General features: G+C 38.0%; 14 protein-coding genes and 1 tRNA gene. 2 read left to right on the top strand and 13 right to left on the bottom strand.

Annotation, left to right across the window (positions count from 1 at the left end; genetic code table 11):
- Positions 1 to 33: 33 nt before the first annotated feature.
- The 4 genes from H9N25_RS01110 to H9N25_RS01095 form a co-directional block, all read right to left on the bottom strand.
- Positions 34 to 1,566 (bottom strand): FG-GAP repeat domain-containing protein, encoded by a 1,533-nt coding sequence (locus H9N25_RS01110; protein ID WP_190327660.1) that lies wholly within the window; start codon positions 1,564 to 1,566, stop codon positions 34 to 36.
- 134 nt (positions 1,567 to 1,700) lie between these two features.
- Positions 1,701 to 3,191: a RagB/SusD family nutrient uptake outer membrane protein gene (locus H9N25_RS01105; RefSeq protein ID WP_223833527.1), complete on the bottom strand. Its 1,491-nt coding sequence runs from the start codon at positions 3,189 to 3,191 to the stop codon at positions 1,701 to 1,703.
- A gap of 31 nt (positions 3,192 to 3,222) precedes the next feature.
- The gene (locus H9N25_RS01100; protein ID WP_190327659.1) at positions 3,223 to 6,513 is read right to left on the bottom strand and encodes a TonB-dependent receptor; all 3,291 of its coding nucleotides are present in this window, start codon (positions 6,511 to 6,513) and stop codon (positions 3,223 to 3,225) included.
- Positions 6,514 to 6,907: 394 nt separating this feature from the next.
- Positions 6,908 to 8,086, bottom strand: coding sequence for a FecR family protein (locus H9N25_RS01095; RefSeq protein ID WP_190327658.1), 1,179 nt, complete (start codon positions 8,084 to 8,086; stop codon positions 6,908 to 6,910).
- Between the two features lie 371 nt (positions 8,087 to 8,457).
- Between H9N25_RS01095 and H9N25_RS01090 the strand changes: the two genes are divergently transcribed.
- On the top strand, positions 8,458 to 10,410 hold the full coding sequence (locus H9N25_RS01090) for a glycoside hydrolase family 97 protein (RefSeq protein WP_190327657.1): 1,953 nt from the start codon (positions 8,458 to 8,460) through the stop codon (positions 10,408 to 10,410).
- 23 nt (positions 10,411 to 10,433) lie between these two features.
- Here H9N25_RS01090 and H9N25_RS01085 read toward each other — a convergent pair whose 3' ends face one another.
- The 9 genes from H9N25_RS01085 to H9N25_RS01045 form a co-directional block, all read right to left on the bottom strand.
- On the bottom strand, positions 10,434 to 11,354 hold the full coding sequence (locus H9N25_RS01085) for a DUF4267 domain-containing protein (protein ID WP_190327656.1): 921 nt from the start codon (positions 11,352 to 11,354) through the stop codon (positions 10,434 to 10,436).
- A gap of 72 nt (positions 11,355 to 11,426) precedes the next feature.
- A complete protein-coding gene (locus H9N25_RS01080; RefSeq protein ID WP_190327655.1) occupies positions 11,427 to 12,005 on the bottom strand; it encodes a Crp/Fnr family transcriptional regulator in 579 nt (192 codons plus the stop codon).
- A gap of 432 nt (positions 12,006 to 12,437) precedes the next feature.
- Entirely contained in the window at positions 12,438 to 13,061 is a 624-nt protein-coding gene (locus H9N25_RS01075; RefSeq protein WP_190327654.1) for a YdeI/OmpD-associated family protein, read from the bottom strand.
- A 10-nt stretch (positions 13,062 to 13,071) separates the two neighbouring features.
- Positions 13,072 to 13,479, bottom strand: a complete 408-nt coding sequence (locus H9N25_RS01070; RefSeq protein ID WP_190327653.1) for a VOC family protein — start codon at positions 13,477 to 13,479, stop codon at positions 13,072 to 13,074.
- 72 nt (positions 13,480 to 13,551) lie between these two features.
- Complete coding sequence (locus tag H9N25_RS01065) at positions 13,552 to 14,463, bottom strand: helix-turn-helix domain-containing protein (protein WP_167292915.1); 912 nt, start codon at positions 14,461 to 14,463, stop codon at positions 13,552 to 13,554.
- Between the two features lie 214 nt (positions 14,464 to 14,677).
- A tRNA-Ala gene (locus H9N25_RS01060) sits at positions 14,678 to 14,754 on the bottom strand.
- Positions 14,755 to 14,875: 121 nt separating this feature from the next.
- Complete coding sequence (locus H9N25_RS01055) at positions 14,876 to 15,082, bottom strand: hypothetical protein (protein ID WP_190327652.1); 207 nt, start codon at positions 15,080 to 15,082, stop codon at positions 14,876 to 14,878.
- Between the two features lie 71 nt (positions 15,083 to 15,153).
- The gene (locus H9N25_RS01050) at positions 15,154 to 15,798 is read right to left on the bottom strand and encodes a chloramphenicol acetyltransferase (protein ID WP_190327651.1); all 645 of its coding nucleotides are present in this window, start codon (positions 15,796 to 15,798) and stop codon (positions 15,154 to 15,156) included.
- Positions 15,795 to 16,490, bottom strand: coding sequence for an HAD family hydrolase (locus H9N25_RS01045; protein WP_190327650.1), 696 nt, complete (start codon positions 16,488 to 16,490; stop codon positions 15,795 to 15,797). The genes H9N25_RS01050 and H9N25_RS01045 overlap by 4 nt, the downstream gene beginning before the upstream one ends.
- Before the next feature lie 78 nt (positions 16,491 to 16,568).
- On the opposite strand from H9N25_RS01045, the gene H9N25_RS01040 reads away from it, so the two are divergent.
- Positions 16,569 to 17,210 (top strand): Crp/Fnr family transcriptional regulator, encoded by a 642-nt coding sequence (locus H9N25_RS01040; protein ID WP_190327649.1) that lies wholly within the window; start codon positions 16,569 to 16,571, stop codon positions 17,208 to 17,210.
- The last annotated feature ends 320 nt before the right edge of the window (positions 17,211 to 17,530 follow it).

Raw genomic sequence — 17,530 nt, 5'->3', positions numbered from 1 at the left:
GATTAAATGAAATAGGTAATCTTGGTTTTTAGTTTATGGCTTGGTTTTTACTACGATAAGCTCTGGTCCTTTTAGCCATTTTTGCATTAATTCCCTATTGTTATTGGCAATAGCGGCCATATTCCCTAAAATAACATCAGGTCTGCCATCCCGGTTAATATCAGCAACATCCATACAGATCCATCTGCCTAAACCAATGGTTCTGCTATCTGTAAAAGTTTTAAAGTCATTATTTCCATGATTTAAAAGCCAGACAAAGCCTTCCTTAGGATTATTCTCAAAATCAGCAGAAAAACTGATGGCTGCTAAATCCATTTTACCATCACCATTAAAATCAGCAGGCATTGCCTTATAACAGCCATTCAGATGGAGAAAGAATTTCTGTTTAAAATCTCTACCCATGTTTTTATAAATATAAATGCCATGATAGGGCTTTAAAACCGGAGAAAAATCTGCATTGTCTCCACTGGTATATATAATGTCTTTTTTACCATCATTATCCATATCAATAATATCAAAACTGCTCGAGCCATAAGAAGGTGGAAAATTAATTACCGGTTTCTGAACGAACTTACCATTGCCCTTGTTTATAAATTGATATATGCCTTCTATATCATGGGCAAAAAGAACCCATAGATCGGGCATACCGTCATTGTTAATGTCATCTATGTACATTTTTTCGGCTCCGACAATATTTGAAAGGGTAATTTTTTTATACTGGTTAATCCCGATATTTTTAAAAAGGCTCAATTGCCCTTTCATAAAACCAAATTCGCAAACAATTATATCTTTCCTCCCATCTTTGTCAACATCACAAAGCAAAGTTTGTACGGGCCTGTAAAGGCTGTCGCAAAGTTTTACACGACCAACAATTTTGCTTTTTTTAATTATAACGTCTTCCACAAATCCGTTGGCAGTTCCACCATTAGGCTGTAAACTGCCTATATGAGTAATTAGAAAATGATCTCCATCTTTCTGATTACCAATCGGAGATACATTTACAACACCTTCACAGAAAGGTAAACTAGTTTTGAATTTTAGTTTTTCATCAAAGATATTTAGTACCTTATCTGCATAGTTCGATTGAAACAGCAATTTTGATGAAGCATCAAAATAAACGCAGGTTGTGAATGACTTTGCGCTCTTTTTTGGTGCTTCTAAAACGGCAAAATTATCAATGGTATCGATTGCTGTAACTGGGTTTGCCAGTTTTACCGGCGCCTGATCCAAATAGAACTCCACTATCTTATTCCATGATTCAGTGGGAATGTTAGCATGAACAGGGTCAATTACCGGATCTCTTAAGTTGAGGTACTCTTTCGGAATTTTCTTATATACACCATTCTTATCTTTATATAAATCAGCAAAAGCTCCCATTACCGGCAAAACTTTTTTATCCCAGATGTATTTTGGTAAAAGTGCTGGCTCTGGATAGGTATGACAAGAAATACAATAAATTTTCGATAACTGTTTTCCAGATAGATCAGTTGTTGACCGATTACAGCTGCTATATAACGTTATCAGACAAGCTATTGCAAAAATGCCTATTATATACCTTTTCTTCATTTGATTAATTGAGAGTAGACATTCGGATCCAACGGAACAAGATGAATGCATCATTGAGTGGCTTTATAACCACCCAATGTGCTTTACTGGTTAATGCGATTCCTATTACGGGGCAAAAATCAATTTACAACGAATTAGTATCCCGGGTTCTGTACTATTATGCCATTGCTTTCCGTTATTGCCTTTCTCGGAATTGGATAAAGTACAAATTCTGGTTTTGCAAATACGGAACCTTCATCTTTCGCATGCTGAATATAAGTTCCCCATCTGATCATATCTTCTCGTCTACTGCCTTCGCACCAAAGTTCGAAAAGACGTTCATCCATTAGTTTATTTCTAAACTGTAGCTGATTAAATTGGCCAGGTGTGTAATTTACAACACCGGCACGGGTTCTTACCTGATTAATTAAATCATAAGCTTCCTGTACAGGACCCTGTGTTTCGTTAATGGCTTCAGCAAGAAGTAAAAGCGCATCTGCATATCTCCATACCACAATATTTGTTCCCTGTTGCTCACTAATAGCAGTTGGATCTGGACCATATTTCATCGGTATTGCACCAATATAATTATTGGCCCTTGCATCAAAGGTAGCTCCACCTGTTGTTGTCCATTTTGCTAACAACACACTTAAACGTTTATCTGAAGAAGCAAATTTATCATAGGTCTTCCATGGCATTTTATAACCACCCCATTGTGTCAGGTTTAAGCCATTTGGATCGACGTAGTTACCTGGTAACGAATGGGCAAGCCATAAATTGGTATTAGTTGCGTCAGTACGGCATGGAATAGCAAGAATTATTTCCTGACTGCTGCCATTGTTGGCATAGGTAAATATATCCTTATAATTTGGCTGTAAACTGTGTCCTAGCTGTTGTAGCTGCCTTCCTGCTGCAATAGCATCAGTCCATCTTTTTTCGTGCATGTATAACTTCATTAAGCCCATATAACAAGCATCTTTAGTCATACGTCCGTAATCAGATCCGGCAAGCTCACTACATTTAGGCAAATCAGGTATCGCTTCATTATAATCCTTAATGATCTGTGTCACCATCCATTCTTTTGTAGGTCTCGGAATCGACTTTGTATTGGGATCAGAAGCTTCACTCGCACTTAGCCTAATCGGAACAGGGCCATAAAGGTTATAAAGCATCCAGCTATAATGGCCCCTCAGTGCTTTAAGTTCAGCAGTATATCTGATCTTGAGCTTGCTATCCATTACAATCGGCTGAATCTTCTCTATGTTTATTGATATCTGTGATACTTTGGGTATTAACGAGTTATAGTGGTTTAATAACTGTGAAAAATCTTCCGAAAAATTGATCTGATTTAATTTTGGCCATCCATCCCAGCCCCACGAACAAATCAGTTCGTCACTGGTAAAACTAGATTGTACCAGCCAACCCTCATTTGCCGCTCCATAACCGCCACCATACGTACCATCCTCCGTCATTCCCGAATACATAGCGGTAACAGCCGATTTTGCATCCTCGGCATTTTGAAAAAAACTTGTTGAAGAATACTTATCATATGTCTTTTCAACGATGGCTTTTTCGCAAGACAGACATAGCACAGAAAGTGCGAATACTGGCAATAGTATATTTCTAAAAAAGCTTAATAATTTCATAACTTATTTATTTTATCTTAAATATTGTTTGTTAAAAACCAGCATTTACTCCGATTGTAAAGGATTTTGTCATTGGGTATGCAAGGTAGTTCTGAAGTTCAGGATCAATGCCTCTATATTTTGTAATGATAAAAGGATTTTGTACGTTCAGCGATAGCTTTAAACTCTTAATGACATTCTGCTTTGAAATTAACTTGTTATCTACCCTGTAACCTAAAGTGATATCTCTACATCTGATAAAATTTGCATTTTCCAACCAGTAATCTGAGGTAGCAGCATAGGATGCATATGGATCAGGCAGGCCTGTAGGTAATGTTGCATTAGGATTGGTAGGCGACCACCTGTCTTTGGCAATACTTAACACATTCCAACCAAACTGACCAAGCTGTGCATAGGTTGCAAATGCAGAAGAATAATCCGAATTCAGTTTCTTTTGAATAAAGCCATACATATAAACAGACAAGTCGAAATTTTTATAAGAGAAGGTGTTGCTAAAACCGAAACTATATCTAGGCCCATTTACGCCTAACAATACTTTATCCGCTGAGGTGATCTTTCCATCTGGTACACCGGTTAGGTTTCCAGCTGCATCAAATCCGTTTAGATCCTTTAAAACAATACCACCAGGTAATATGCCTGGCATCCAGGATGGCGCTGCCCCATTACCATTGTAGATCCCATCAGAAACATAACCATAAATTCCATTAAATGGACCATGCGGGTCTATAAATTTATCGAGAGTTTTCAATACTGATGGATCTCTCTCTACCCATGAATCATAATAATGGGAAAGATTGAAAGTAGATGTCCAAGTAAAACCATTAGAGCTGCTAATAAAATTTTTCGTAGTTAAGTTAAAGTCCCAACCTTTACTCCTCGTTTTTCCTGAATTGAAAGCAGCCTGCTTAACAGGAAAGTCTGTAGCTAAAGGAATGTATGTGAGCAGATTACTAACTGTTCTGTTAAAATAATCGAATGATCCTGAAATTCTATTTTTTAAAACACCAAAGTCCAGACCTACGTTTATATCTCTTTGCGTTTCCCAGGTTAAATTAGGGTTACTGATCTGACTCAAAACAACGCCTGGATAGGTAACACCTCCAAATACATAGTTTAAATCGGGCGAGTAGTATTGAAAAGCACTTCCCTCAAGTTCACTGTTTCCGGTTGAACCATAACCTGCTCTAAGCTTTAGTTGATCAAACAGCGGTATTTTTTCCTTAAAAAATGGTTCCTCCGATATTATCCATGCAGCAGAAATACCCGGAAATGTACCATATTTTTTATTTTCGGCAAAATTAGAGGCACCGTCTCTCCTGATACTTGCCGTTAAAATATATCTGTCATTAAGCTCATATATTAACCTTGCAAAATAAGATTTCCATATTTTAGTTGGATTACGATATGATCCGACAGTTGGCCTTGGAGCTGTACCAAAACCTAAATTATTAAAGAGAAAATTATCAGTAGCAAAATGATCGTTTGCAGCGTTAAAGCCTTCAAAATCGCTCACTTGATAAGAATGTCCGGCTAAGGCTGTAATCTTATTTTTTTCTCCAAAATTATGAGAATAGTTCAATACATATTCCATCAACTTGGATGTGGAGTTTCTTTCGGTAATCGTTGCTTGTCCGCCTGCCCTTGCACCATACAAAAATGTTTTCGGTAAATAAGAATACCTTTTTGCCGTAGATTGGTCGTAGCTAAAATTTGCCCTTGCCGAAAGCCCTTTTATAATATTCCACTCTGCAAAACCACTGGTTAATAATCTAGCACTTTTGGTATAATCTGTCACATCAAGAAAAGAAGCTGGGTTAGGCGAGTTTTGGTAATCAGGATTGATGATATAATTTCCGGCCGCATCAGTCAATGGAAGGTTTGCCGGATAATAAAAGGCAGACAAAATCATGCCTGAATATTCGTTAGCACCTGTACCCACATTAGCATTATTAGCATTTGAATTTGAACTGATGATATTGGCACCTATTTTAAATTTGTCGCCTATCGCCTGTTCTAAATTCAATCTTCCATTATATCTTTTTAGATCTGAATGCGCCAGAACTCCTTGCTGATTCAAATAATTGCCAGAAGCAAAATACTTGGTTTTTCCATCGTTAGCGGATCCCGACAAAGATAAGTTATGCTGATCGGTAAAGCCCTTTCTGGTTATTGCATCAAGAGCACTTGGATATTCCTGTTGATTATCGATCTGTTGTTGCGTAAACTTTGGAACAAATGGGGTTACAGATGAAGCAGGGACGTTTCCATAAGGCGCAATACGGTTATCCAGCATCCATTTTTCTTGCAGGATCTTATTGCGTTCCACCATGTACTCTTTAGTTGATAATATATCATAAAAATCAAATGCTTTTTGGAAAGCATGGCTCCCACTATAATCAAGGCTAGGTTTTCCACCCTTTCCTTTTTTTGTAGTAATCAATACAACACCTCCGCCCGCTCTGGCACCATAAATGGAAGTAGCACTTGCATCCTTTAGGAAATCTATTGATTCAATATCATTAGGGTTAATAAAATTCAAAGGTGAACGATCTACACCTGCCGCACCATAACGGGTACCCGACATAGGTTCTGCTGAATTATCATTAACCACTACTCCATCTATTACATATAAGGCACCCGCAGAAGCAAATGACGGATTACTCCGAATCTGTAAAGTTACCCCTGCCCCTGGCTGCCCGCTTGTCTGTAATGCAGCCACACCAGATGCACGCCCTGCAAGTGCCTGACCGATATTGGTTGAGGTCGATGTGTTTAAATCTTCTGTTTTTACAGAAGATATCGCACCCGTTACGTTTTTACGCTTCACCGTACCATATCCAATTACAACCACATCTGTCATCTGGTTACTTACAACAACCAAAGAAACTTCGATAGCTTTCTGTCCGGTATAAGTAATCTCCTTTACTGCGTAGCCCACGTAACTGATCAAAAGGACATCGCCTTTACTAACATTTAATTGAAATTTACCTTCGTTATCTGTAACAGTTCCGATGCTTTTATTCTTGACCTTTATGCTAGCACCAGGAATGGGCAACCCTTTTTCGTCCAGCACCTTTCCGATTACCTGATCGAACACAAATAATGGAACGGCTAACCGGTCATTCTTTTTTCTTTTAATTATAAAAATATCATCTATTATTTCGAACCCCAATGGTTTATTTTTTAAAACCTGTTCAAGGGCCTGTTCTAATGTAGCGTCCTTCAAATCTACAGTTACCGTACCTGCATTTTTCAACAGCGTCGAATTGTAGAATGACTGGTAACCACTCTTGCTCTCTATTTTTTTAATAATTGTTATCAATGGGACATTTTTTTCCGATAGAGTAATTTTTTGGGAGAAAACCTTTGCAGACACTGATAAACAGGTAACTGTTAATAAAATTATAATCAATTTCATCATCAGGATAATTTTGGATAGGAAAAACTTGCGCATAGGCGAAATTTCCCTACATAGATTTAATTGCATACTTTTGTACGTTTTGGTTGAAGATTGGTTTATTTCGAATAGTTCAATTAGCCAAAGCATGCTTGATTCAACGCCATTGAATCAGGATAGACCAGGCTGACCTGTCAGCTCTGGTTTTTTTAATGCTTAACTGTGACTAATTTTTGTTTTTGGTTAGTATTTTTTCTTCATATGTAATTTGGTTAGGGTTAATATTTGTTTTGGTTTGGTTGTTTTGATTTTGTTTAATTTATGGCTTTATAGTCAGCGTGTTTCCAGTTAAACTAAAGTCTACATTACTGCTCTGCAAAACCTGTAAGACCTTTTTAAGTGATGAATTCCTCTTAATTCTCCCGTTAAATTCGCTTTCAGGCATTTGCCCATCGTAAACGATTTTTAGATCATACCACCGGGCAAGCTGTCGCATTACTTCCTGCAGGCTCGAATTATTGAAAACAAAATAGCCGTCTTTCCAGGCTGTGGCTATGCTAACATCTACCGAAGCAACATTTATTCTCTTATCCTGATCGGAAAATGAACCTTGCTCCCCAGGCTTTAATAAGACCTTGTCATTTTTTCCCTTTAACTCTACCGCTCCTTCAACAAGTGTTGTTTGAACACTTTTTTCATCCTCATACGCCATCACGTTAAAATGAGTACCAAGAACCTTTATTTTCATATTACTGGCATTTACAATAAAAGGCATTCTTTTATTTTTTGAAACTTCAAAAAATGCCTCCCCAGTCAATATTACAGCACGTTCATTTCCTTTAAAACTGTTGGGGAACTTTAAACTGGATGATGCATTTAGATAAATCTTAGTACCGTCAGACAAAACGATATCATATTTACCTCCTTTGGGGGTAGAAATAACATTATATGCCGTTTGCTGATTATTTGCAGCTGTTCCTTTTAAAACGAAGGTAACCTGGCCATCTTTGTTTTTTTGAATACTTATCCCATTGTTCTGCGCCAGTATGCCCTCACTACTATCGTTGAGACTAATTTCCCTACCGTTTTCTAGAGTTAATATCGCTTTATTTGATGCAGCGGGTAAATCATGTGTATAATACTTTTTGGATGTAGAAAGTTCTTTAATATTTCCTCCCTTAGAAAAATAAGATACCCAGATTGCGCCTATGGTTATTAATAAACAAGCTGCAGCCGATAGCCACCACAACCGTAGTGTTTTTTTAGCATCTTTAGTTGTTAATTTGGCATTGAGAACTGCATAATTCCTACTCAATCCCTCCTTTACCGCTTCTGAATCTTCAGTATTGGGTGGCTCCTGCAACAGTTCCTTTTCAATCAGATCCATAAGAGGGGACTTTTCTCCATATTTTTCAAAATGCCTCATCAGCTCAGCTAGCTCCTCTGCAGAACTATTGCCTTGTAAGTATTTAACATAAAGTTTTCTTATTTGTCCCATTTTATGCCACTTTTAATAACTATACGTTTATAATTAGAAAACTCTATGCTCGATATTTTATTTTTTTTAGATTTTGTTAACAACAGTTGTCGCCTTTACATCCATCGACTAAAATATTGTTATTCAAAGAGAAGCTTTTAAGGTATAGTAACTCAAAATTTAATAACATCGATAATATCTTGACTGAGGATATCTTAGCAGCACCAGTTCTATTTAACTATGGGTATAATAGAAAAAAACAATAAACGTTATCATAACATTTAAAAATATTTCCTAATTTTCAGTTTTCAAGACTGATCTGATAAATCTAAACCAAATAAGCTTATTCCGTTGTGATGAATATCCCAAAATTATGCTACAAATCTTTAGCTATGAATTATTTTAAAGGCATTTTACTGATAATAGTACTAGTTGCTAGCCACGTTATATCTTTTGCCCAAGACCTGAATGTTACAAGCCCGGATCAGAAATTGATGGTTAAACTATATTTAAATGAGGGTAAACTTTATTACAATGTGGTATTACAGGGTAAAGAAATGATTGAGCAATCACCGCTGGGGCTTCGTGGAAGCCAAATGGATTTATCATCTGGTCTCAAACTAACGGGTAAGCAATTACGGCGAATAGATGAGCGTTACAATGAACCAAAAATCAAGATCAGTAGTGTAAATTATCAGGCAAATGAGCTCATCTGCAAGTTTGAAAATGCCAAAAAGAATCAGCTCGAAGTCGTATTCCGCGTAAGTAATAACGACATTGCCTTTAAATATCAGATTCCCCAAACCGGTGAGGCAGCGACCTTTGTCATTGAAGAAGAATTGAGCGGATACAAATTCCCGGCAAATACCACTACATTTTTAACACCGCAGGCCACCCCCATGATTGGCTGGATGAAAACCAAGCCAAGCTACGAAGAAGAATATACACCCGACCAGGCCATGGGCGTCCCTTCAAAATATGGCTTAGGTTATACTTTTCCCGCCCTCTTCCATTTGGGGAATGAAGGCTGGGTATTGCTTTCAGAAACTGGTGTAAATTCCCTCTACTGTGGTTCCAAGCTAAGCGAAGGTACTAAAGATGGTCATTACAAAATTGCTTTTCCGGAGAAGGGAGAAAATAATGGTATCGGTAGTGCAAATCCAACCATATCATTGCCTGGCAATACCCCTTGGCGCACCATTACCGTTGGACGTACACTTAAACCAATTGTTGAAACTACTGTGCCGTTCGATGTTGTAGCGCCACAATATACCGCATCAAAAGACTATACTTTTGGCCGATCTACCTGGAGTTGGCTGTTATGGCAAGATGAAAGCATTAATTTCGAAGATCAGAAAAAATTCATCGACCTTTCTGCCGCAATGGGCTATGAGTTTGTATTGATCGATAACTGGTGGGACAGCAGGATCGGACGGAAAAAAATCGAGGAACTGGTTGCCTACGGAAAAGAGAAAAAAGTTGGTATTTCCTTATGGTATAACTCCAATGGTTTTTGGAACGATGCTCCACAAGGACCTAAATATAAAATGAATACAGCCTCGGCTAGAAAACAGGAAATGGCATGGATGCAGCAGATTGGTATAAAAGGGATCAAGGTAGATTTCTTTGGTGGCGATAAGCAGGAAACCATGAAACTTTATGAGGATATTTTAGCTGATGCCAACACCTTTGGCTTAACGGTAATATTCCATGGCTGTACAATACCCAGAGGCTGGGAAAGAATGTACCCCAACTATGTTGGAAGTGAGGCCGTATTGGCATCAGAGAACCTGATATTCACCCAACATGCAAATGATAACGAAGCCATCAGCGCCAGCCTTCATCCATTTATCCGGAATGCTGTAGGCGCAATGGATTTCGGGCCAGTTCTTTTAAATAAGCGCCACAACAGGAAAAATGACGGAGGAACAACTAGAAAAACAACAGAAACATTCCAATTGGCAACCGCTATCCTTTTCCAGAATCCGGTGCAGAATTTTGGCATCACTCCTAATAACCTCACCGATGTTGCGCCCCATGTAATCGATTTTATGAAAAATGTACCTACTACATGGGACAACACTGTTTTTGTTGATGGATATCCGGGGAAATATTGTGTACTGGCACGTCGCCATGGCGATACCTGGTATATTGCAGCCATAAATGCTGAAACCACAGAGAAAACGATCGAAATTTCACTTCCAATGTTATCGGGTACTGATGTTAGCTTATACTCAGATGCAGACGATCGTTCACCTCAAATAAAACAGTTGAAATTAAACAAGGCAAAACAATTGAAAGTAAAACTTTTACCAGGCGGGGCAAATGTAATCGTGGCAAAATAAAATAGCTCCCCGGGAGGTAAAGGTTATGAAATTATCTGGCGGGCAGGTTTACAATAGGCATCCTCAAGAACCTTCAACCTGCCCGTATTTATAGCAATTTTCGCAACAAGACTTAAAAATAGCTCTGCGATTTTCATTATTCCTGTCATCTTGGAGTTATTCAAATAAATAAACAAAGCTAGGTCTGAAAGCTTTTTTGGTATCCCGTTCCTGTTAGTAAAACCATCCTTTGCGAGCCCCAATAAAATTAACGAGGCCTGCTCAAATGGAATATTTCCAGGGTCTATGGTTGTCCGTATCCGGCACACGCTCTCCGATCTGTTGTAAAAAAGATGCGTCTCGTTGGCCAATATAACAATCTCGTCCCCAGACTTGAGTTGATAACGTTTACCGGCCTTTCCAACTTCCAGTTCGCCATCCAGGATTTCAAACTTTTCCGAAAATAATGTATGGTAATGCCAGGGCGTTTTTGCGCCGGGGAGCAGATCACACTCAGCTACTGTAGGCCCACCATCGGCCGCTGAACGAATTAAATTGAAGGATACTTGTTTGTCGGAACTACTTTTTTTGGTTTTTTGCAATAAAAGTAGCGGGCCAGTAATCATGCAGATTGCTATGGCGACCAAATGAGCTATCGCATGCTGCCAATCGCTTCCATTTTTGCCCATTACAATCATGAAATCTCCGAACGGTACAACAGTTGCTGAGAGTAGTGTTATGCCCAGAGCCTTTCTTTCCTTTGTTAATACTAAAAGCAGCAGGAGAATGCCGGAAAATAGATCTCTGATACCTTTGATGTAGTGAAAAGAATAATCCTCATTGGTATTAGTGAAGATGCCATAATCGAATTCAGCTTTAACCGGCGAAATCAAAAATCTTAGACCTATAAATAGCAACCCTATTCCGGTCAAAAATGCAATGCGGTAACAAATTCTTGTTGTCATAATATTTATTTTTTAAGTTGACAACAAAGTTATCTGCATCCTTTTCACGTTTCATGCACCTGAGTTAACAATTCATTCTCTGCGCGTATTTCTGCTCCGGATACGGCTTAGCGATTGTGGTTTAACGCCCACATAGGAAGCAATATAATACTGTGGTATACGCTGTAGCAGATCAGGATATTCTTTTAAAAATTTCTCATAACGGAGGTCTGGTGAATCCGTATAGAAAGAATTGAGTCCCTGTAAGGTTTTGACAAAAACCTGCTCGATAACAAGCCGCCCGAAACGTTCGCCGCTTTTGATTGAAGTATAAAATTTTTGAAGATCACTGTATCCGATAACCAATAAAGTACAATCCTCCAGCGCCTGGATAATTTGCCGGGATGGCTGCTGAGGCAAAAAACTTTCATTGTTGCAGACAAAATCAGATTCTTTGGCAAATCCATAAGTTTTCTCCTCTCCATCATCGTTAATATAATATCGCATTACGCCGCTTATCATAAATCCAACATTTCGACATACGTCACTTTCCTTCAGAAAATAATCGCCCTTCGCATACTTTTTTTCATGAAAAAGTCTGGCAATGAGTTCTTTTTCATCCTGGTCTACATTTACTGCTTTTTCAATCGTCTGCAACAATATATCCATCATAATATCCCCAAATTGGTTCTTTAAAGGTCGTAAAAAATTTTATGTCCTAATCGCTCCTTTAACATATTCTACAAGTAAGTTTTACCCTGATTTAAAGTCAAATTCATAATATTTTTGCAAAAAGGCAAAAGTGTATTAATGACTTAACATATTAGCCTGGAGATTTCGTATAAACTGCTTCATCATCTATTCCTACCTATAATGGGCATTGGCTTTATGCTGGCAATGAAAAAACACTGATTCTTAGGATTGAAAACGGGTTAATCTATGATGTAAAAAAAACTAAAAGGTATCGTTTCCTTAGAGGGATTTGCAGGGAGATTGCATCATTTTCAAATCACACAATCTCCCTAGGTTTTTCTTAGCAGAATAATGGAATGACTAAGGTTGGAACGGGACCGCAAAGACTGGTTCGGAGTTCCAGCCGCAGAATTACTTTTGGTGTTTCCAAAATCTGCCTTTTCCTTCGGCTATCCAAGCCAATGCTTCTTGTATTCGTTTTTGCCGGGTTTCATCGGTCTTCGCGCTGCTAATCCATATAATATATTCTTTACGGAATGAATTTGATTTGCTCAGATAAACTGCTTTGGCTTTTGGCTCGCTATCCAATGCATCCTGGAAATAACCAGGTGTATCAAGTACTTTAGGTTTGTTATCTTCTGTTTTTTCGCGCTTTATCTTCACGCCCTGTTCATTCAATTGTACCGCTTCCTTTATCATGTCGATAAATTCCTGATCGGAAGGCAGCTCGTTAACCTTTGTTATTTTACCAAGAAACCGGCTAGTGGCTTTTAGGTCTTTTGCGGCTTTCAACCTTGCATCTCTCATCAGTTCACCCTTTATAAAAGTGAAAGAGCAGTGCGCCTTGTGCGAAGCCATCACACACATGTGGTCTCCCTTGTAATCGAAATGGGGAATTCCCCATTTGATTGCCTCATCCACACCCGGACAGTTCTCGTGTACGAGCCGGCGCCAATGTTCGAGAATGGGCCGGGCAAAATCTGCGGCGTTGGCAATGTAGGCATCAATAGCGGGGTCATATTTTAATTTTTCCATTTCCAGGTTATTAAGATTGTCCAAACTGATTCATGTCCATAAATACCAACTCCCACTTGTGTCCATCCAGGTCAGCGAAGCTATGCTGGTACATAAATCCGTGGTCTTTGGGCTCTGCATAAATCCTGGCACCAAGGGATTCCGCTTTGCTGATAAATTCTTTTACCTCATCTACTGAGCTGGCATCGAGCGCGATGAGCATTTCGGTTTGGTGGTTGGCATCGCAGATTTCGGTATCAATAAATGAGCTGAAATAGGTTTCGGTCAACAGCATCACAAAGATGCACTCACTGATGACCATACAGCCGGCCTTCTCATCGCTGAACTGCGCACTGAAGGAGAAACCCAGTTTTGTAAAAAACTCAACGGATCTGCCCAGGTCTTTTACCGGCAGATTGATAAATATTTTGCTTGGCATAAATTCAAATTTTTACAGCAAATAACGGCAGAAGCGGATTGAAAAGATAGGTTTAAATCTTGGTTTTACAGGTCAATTTAATCCCTTATGCTGACTGCGGAAGGCAGAAGGAGAAAACTTTGTGTGCTTTTTAAAGAATTTACCAAAATTAGCCGGGTCAGAAAAATCCAACTGGTAGGCAATCGTGGAAATCTCCAGATCAGTGTAGCGAACAAGCGATTTGGCTTCAGAAACCAAACGTTCTGTGATAAAAGCCAATGCATTACGACCGGAAACCTGCTTAACAGACCGTGAAAGATAATTTGGAGTCACTGAAAGCAGGGCAGCATACTCTTTGATACTTCGTTTATGGATATAATTGTTTTCAATCAACTGTAGAAAATCACGCATCAATAGTTCCGGCCTACTGTTTGGCCCCTCATTCTGTTTACTTTCCAGTGCACAATTCTGCAGATGACATAACAGTCCCAGTAATTTCAATCGTGCTTCCAGGTGGGCATCTTTCCCGGAATGTTCGTAAGCGGCAAAAACAGACTCAAAATGTGGGGCCAACTGCCTAAACATCCCGTGATCAAACTTAAACAGGTTGGTGCGATGGGGATCGAACAGTGTGAACTGACGATGGAACCCTGGCTTAAAAAAAGAAAAAGCGTCGGGCTTAAAATAAACCACGTATCCCTCCAGCGCATTATTATGGGTAAAGCTATAAATCAGGTTTGGTGAATGGAATACCAAATAGGAGTCAGCGTCTTGAATGGTCTGCTCCCCGTATTCCACTTTGATTTCACCAGAATTGAAAAGCAGTGCAAAAAAGTAAAACGATCGCTTAAAAGGAGGCCTGTAAACCGGCATCTGACCACCTTCGATCGGTTTCAACCTCAGACAATAAAAATCTGGGTTTGTTGTTCGCTCAGGCCATGGAATGGAGGCCAAAAAATCATTAATTTCGGTATAGTAAGGAAGTATGCCGGTGGTTTTCCTCATGGCTATAAAAAGATTTGGCTAAAAGTAGTACAAAGATTTTGAAATCGATACAATCTTACATTATCCTATTACAATACACCAAAACCCAAGCTGTAGGTCCTTGGTACAAGTGATTATACAGATCAGGAAAGATGGGATAATGCAGGCTATTTAACATAATCCTTGTTTTTTTGAAAATAAAAAAGCCGATCTAACTTAATAAATCGGCTTTTAATGGTGGAGAATATCGGATTCGAACCGATCACCTCTTCACTGCCAGCGAAGCGCTCTAGCCAAATGAGCTAATCCCCCAATTTTAAATATTCAATTATCAAAAAATTAAATAATCATTCGGTAATTGAAACAAGCTTCTGGCTTGAGCAGCAAAAATAGCAAATACTTTCTCGAATGCAAATCATAATTCAATTTTTAATTAATCTTTAGGTTTAAAAGCAAACATAGCCATTAAACAGATTACCACAAAAACCGATTGCATGGGATAATTGATGAACAGAAAAAGTATAAATGTGGCAATAAGTAACAGTACAAAAAACATAATCGCCTTAAAAGCAGTATCCATATAACACATGGCTACAACAGCCAAAAGGTAAAAAGGAATAATAACGGCAGCTATAAACATCACCGAAAATAAATTCCTAATATTAACCGAACATTAAATATCCTTTAGGTTTTATTCCTTAAAGGTTTAGGTTAAACATACGCGTTAACTTCCTTGTTGCTTAATAGCTCCTGATAGCGATCTACAAACTGGGCAACGTTAAAGCCATCCATCAAGGCGTGGTTTACATGTATGGAAACCGACATTATTTTTCTTTCGTTTTCATCTCTAAGCTTGCCAAAAGATATTTTAGGGCAGCTGTCCTGGTAAGCATAATTTCGGGCGTGTGATAAAGAAGTGAAATTTAACCAGGGCAGTGCCGAATAATGAATTACATTTTCGCCCGATAAAGAAGGGATTAAACCTGTGCTGGTCTGTACTTTGTCAATCTCCTTATTGGCTGCTGTTCTAAAATCTTCAAAATCATTGTAGAAATCCATGTATCCAAATCCAAAGGTACCATTTGGCCTGTTAATGGTAGCTGCGGCATTCACGCTACTGTACTTCCAAACTTCGCCATCAATAATACGGTATCTAAAAGGTTCTATCTGATTGGCGGCTACCAGCGATTTGTGCAGATAAAGCAGAAAAAAAGAAACGTTATGTTCTTTTGCTTCTTCGTAGGTGGCAGTACAATCTACCTCTACGGTTACGCCGAAGAAAGGTTCTTCAAAGGCGCTAAAAAATTTAAAATGATCTTTTCTGATCCAGGTGTTTATATCTATTTTTTCTTTCATTCAATTAATTTTGGTAAAACTTCAGATAGACTTTCCATCTGATAAAAATTTGCATGTTCAATGGCATGATCGATATGCTCATGCACCCATGTGGTATGGAAAGGAATGTGAACGGCATGTGCACCAATATTCAATACAGGTAAAACATCCGATTTCAAGGAATTACCCAACATTAAAAACTCCTCAGGTTTACAATCCAGGTGTTTAATCAGTTTTTGATAATCTTTTTCCTGTTTATCGCTCATAATTTCGATATGATGAAAATAATGATCCAGTCCTGATTTCGTCAATTTTCGTTGCTGATCTAGTAAATCGCCTTTGGTAGCTATAACAAGTTTATATTTTCCAGTTAAGGTTTTTAATACCTCTTCTACCCCATCAAGTAATACAACTGGCTTATTGAGCATTTCTTTTCCCAGTTCGAGTATTTTCTCTACAATTATTGGGTCAATTTTCCCTAAAGAAATTTTCATGGCAGTTTCGGTCATACTCAACATAAAACCTTTAATTCCATAACCATAAAGTGGTAAATTGACCATTTCAGTTTTATAAAGTTCTGCCAAAATACTGTGTCGAGGCATAAAATCTTCTAAAAGACCTGCAAACTGTTCTTCCGTTTCGCGGAAATAAGGTTCATTTACCCAAAGGGTATCATCAGCATCAAAAGCAATTACAGTAATTTGATTTTTCATGGTTATGCTTACTTTAGTGCCACAAAAGTAAAGTAACAACTTCCTTTAAAAAAGGACATTTGTCTCGACTAATTAAATATGCTACGTACCAACCTTACTTTCTTATCTTTTATCGAACGTTTTTGTGCCGAAAATGAAGGAGAAGCCATTACAGTTAAAAACTTTAAAGCAGGATATAAATTTATTGAGCAGGGCGAAAAAATCAGCAATATCTACATCATTAAAGATGGGATCAGCAAATGTTTTATTTCTGAAGAAAACGGGAAAGATTTTATTATCGAATTTTTAGGTAAGGGCGAAGTGGTGGGCGAATTAGAAGCTTTAAAAAAGATTGATTGCCTCTGCAATGTAGCCGCTATAAGTGATGTTACCACCTATGTTATTCCTAACCATCTTTTCCTTTCGTTGATAAGCAAGAGTAGTGAATTTACTACAATCTTACTCCAGGAATTATCTACCAGAATTATACAAACTAGTACACGTGCGTCTTTTCAACAGCTATACACTTTAGAATATGCACTTTTAAAATTGCTCAAACTACAGGCCGATGAGCACATTTCGATATCAAAAGAAGACATGGCTGCCTACCTGGGTATTTCTGTAAGAAGCTTTAACAGAAGCTTAAAGCAGGTTATAAATAAAGAGGATTTTGACACATCTGAATTTAAAAACATCTTACAGCTAAGCAACATGAAAAAACTATTGGAACGATTAAAATAATAGCAGCTATTTTATGGTATAATTATTGCTCACAGAGTATTTTTAAAATTAACTGTAACGTTTCTGCTGTTTGGTCCGTTTAGGTTAAAAATTTAAAAAAAGAAATTAATTAATCTATGTCTTTCTCTCAAAATCAATATTACACACACAAACACACATATAAATGAAAAACTACAACCTTCAATCCACATTAAGATTTCCAAGTTAATCGATATTAAGGAGTGTTATCTATTAAAATAGGTCACCCTGCAATATTGTGATATCCTTAATTATCAATAAATAAAGCTTATGGCATGCCCATTTGCGATAATTGATTTCAG

Origin of the sequence: Pedobacter riviphilus (genome assembly GCF_014692875.1) — a bacterium.
Taxonomy (GTDB): domain Bacteria; phylum Bacteroidota; class Bacteroidia; order Sphingobacteriales; family Sphingobacteriaceae; genus Pedobacter; species Pedobacter riviphilus.
The sequence above is the reverse complement of the archived record's forward strand: the minus strand, read 5'-3'. Positions and strand labels throughout refer to the sequence as shown.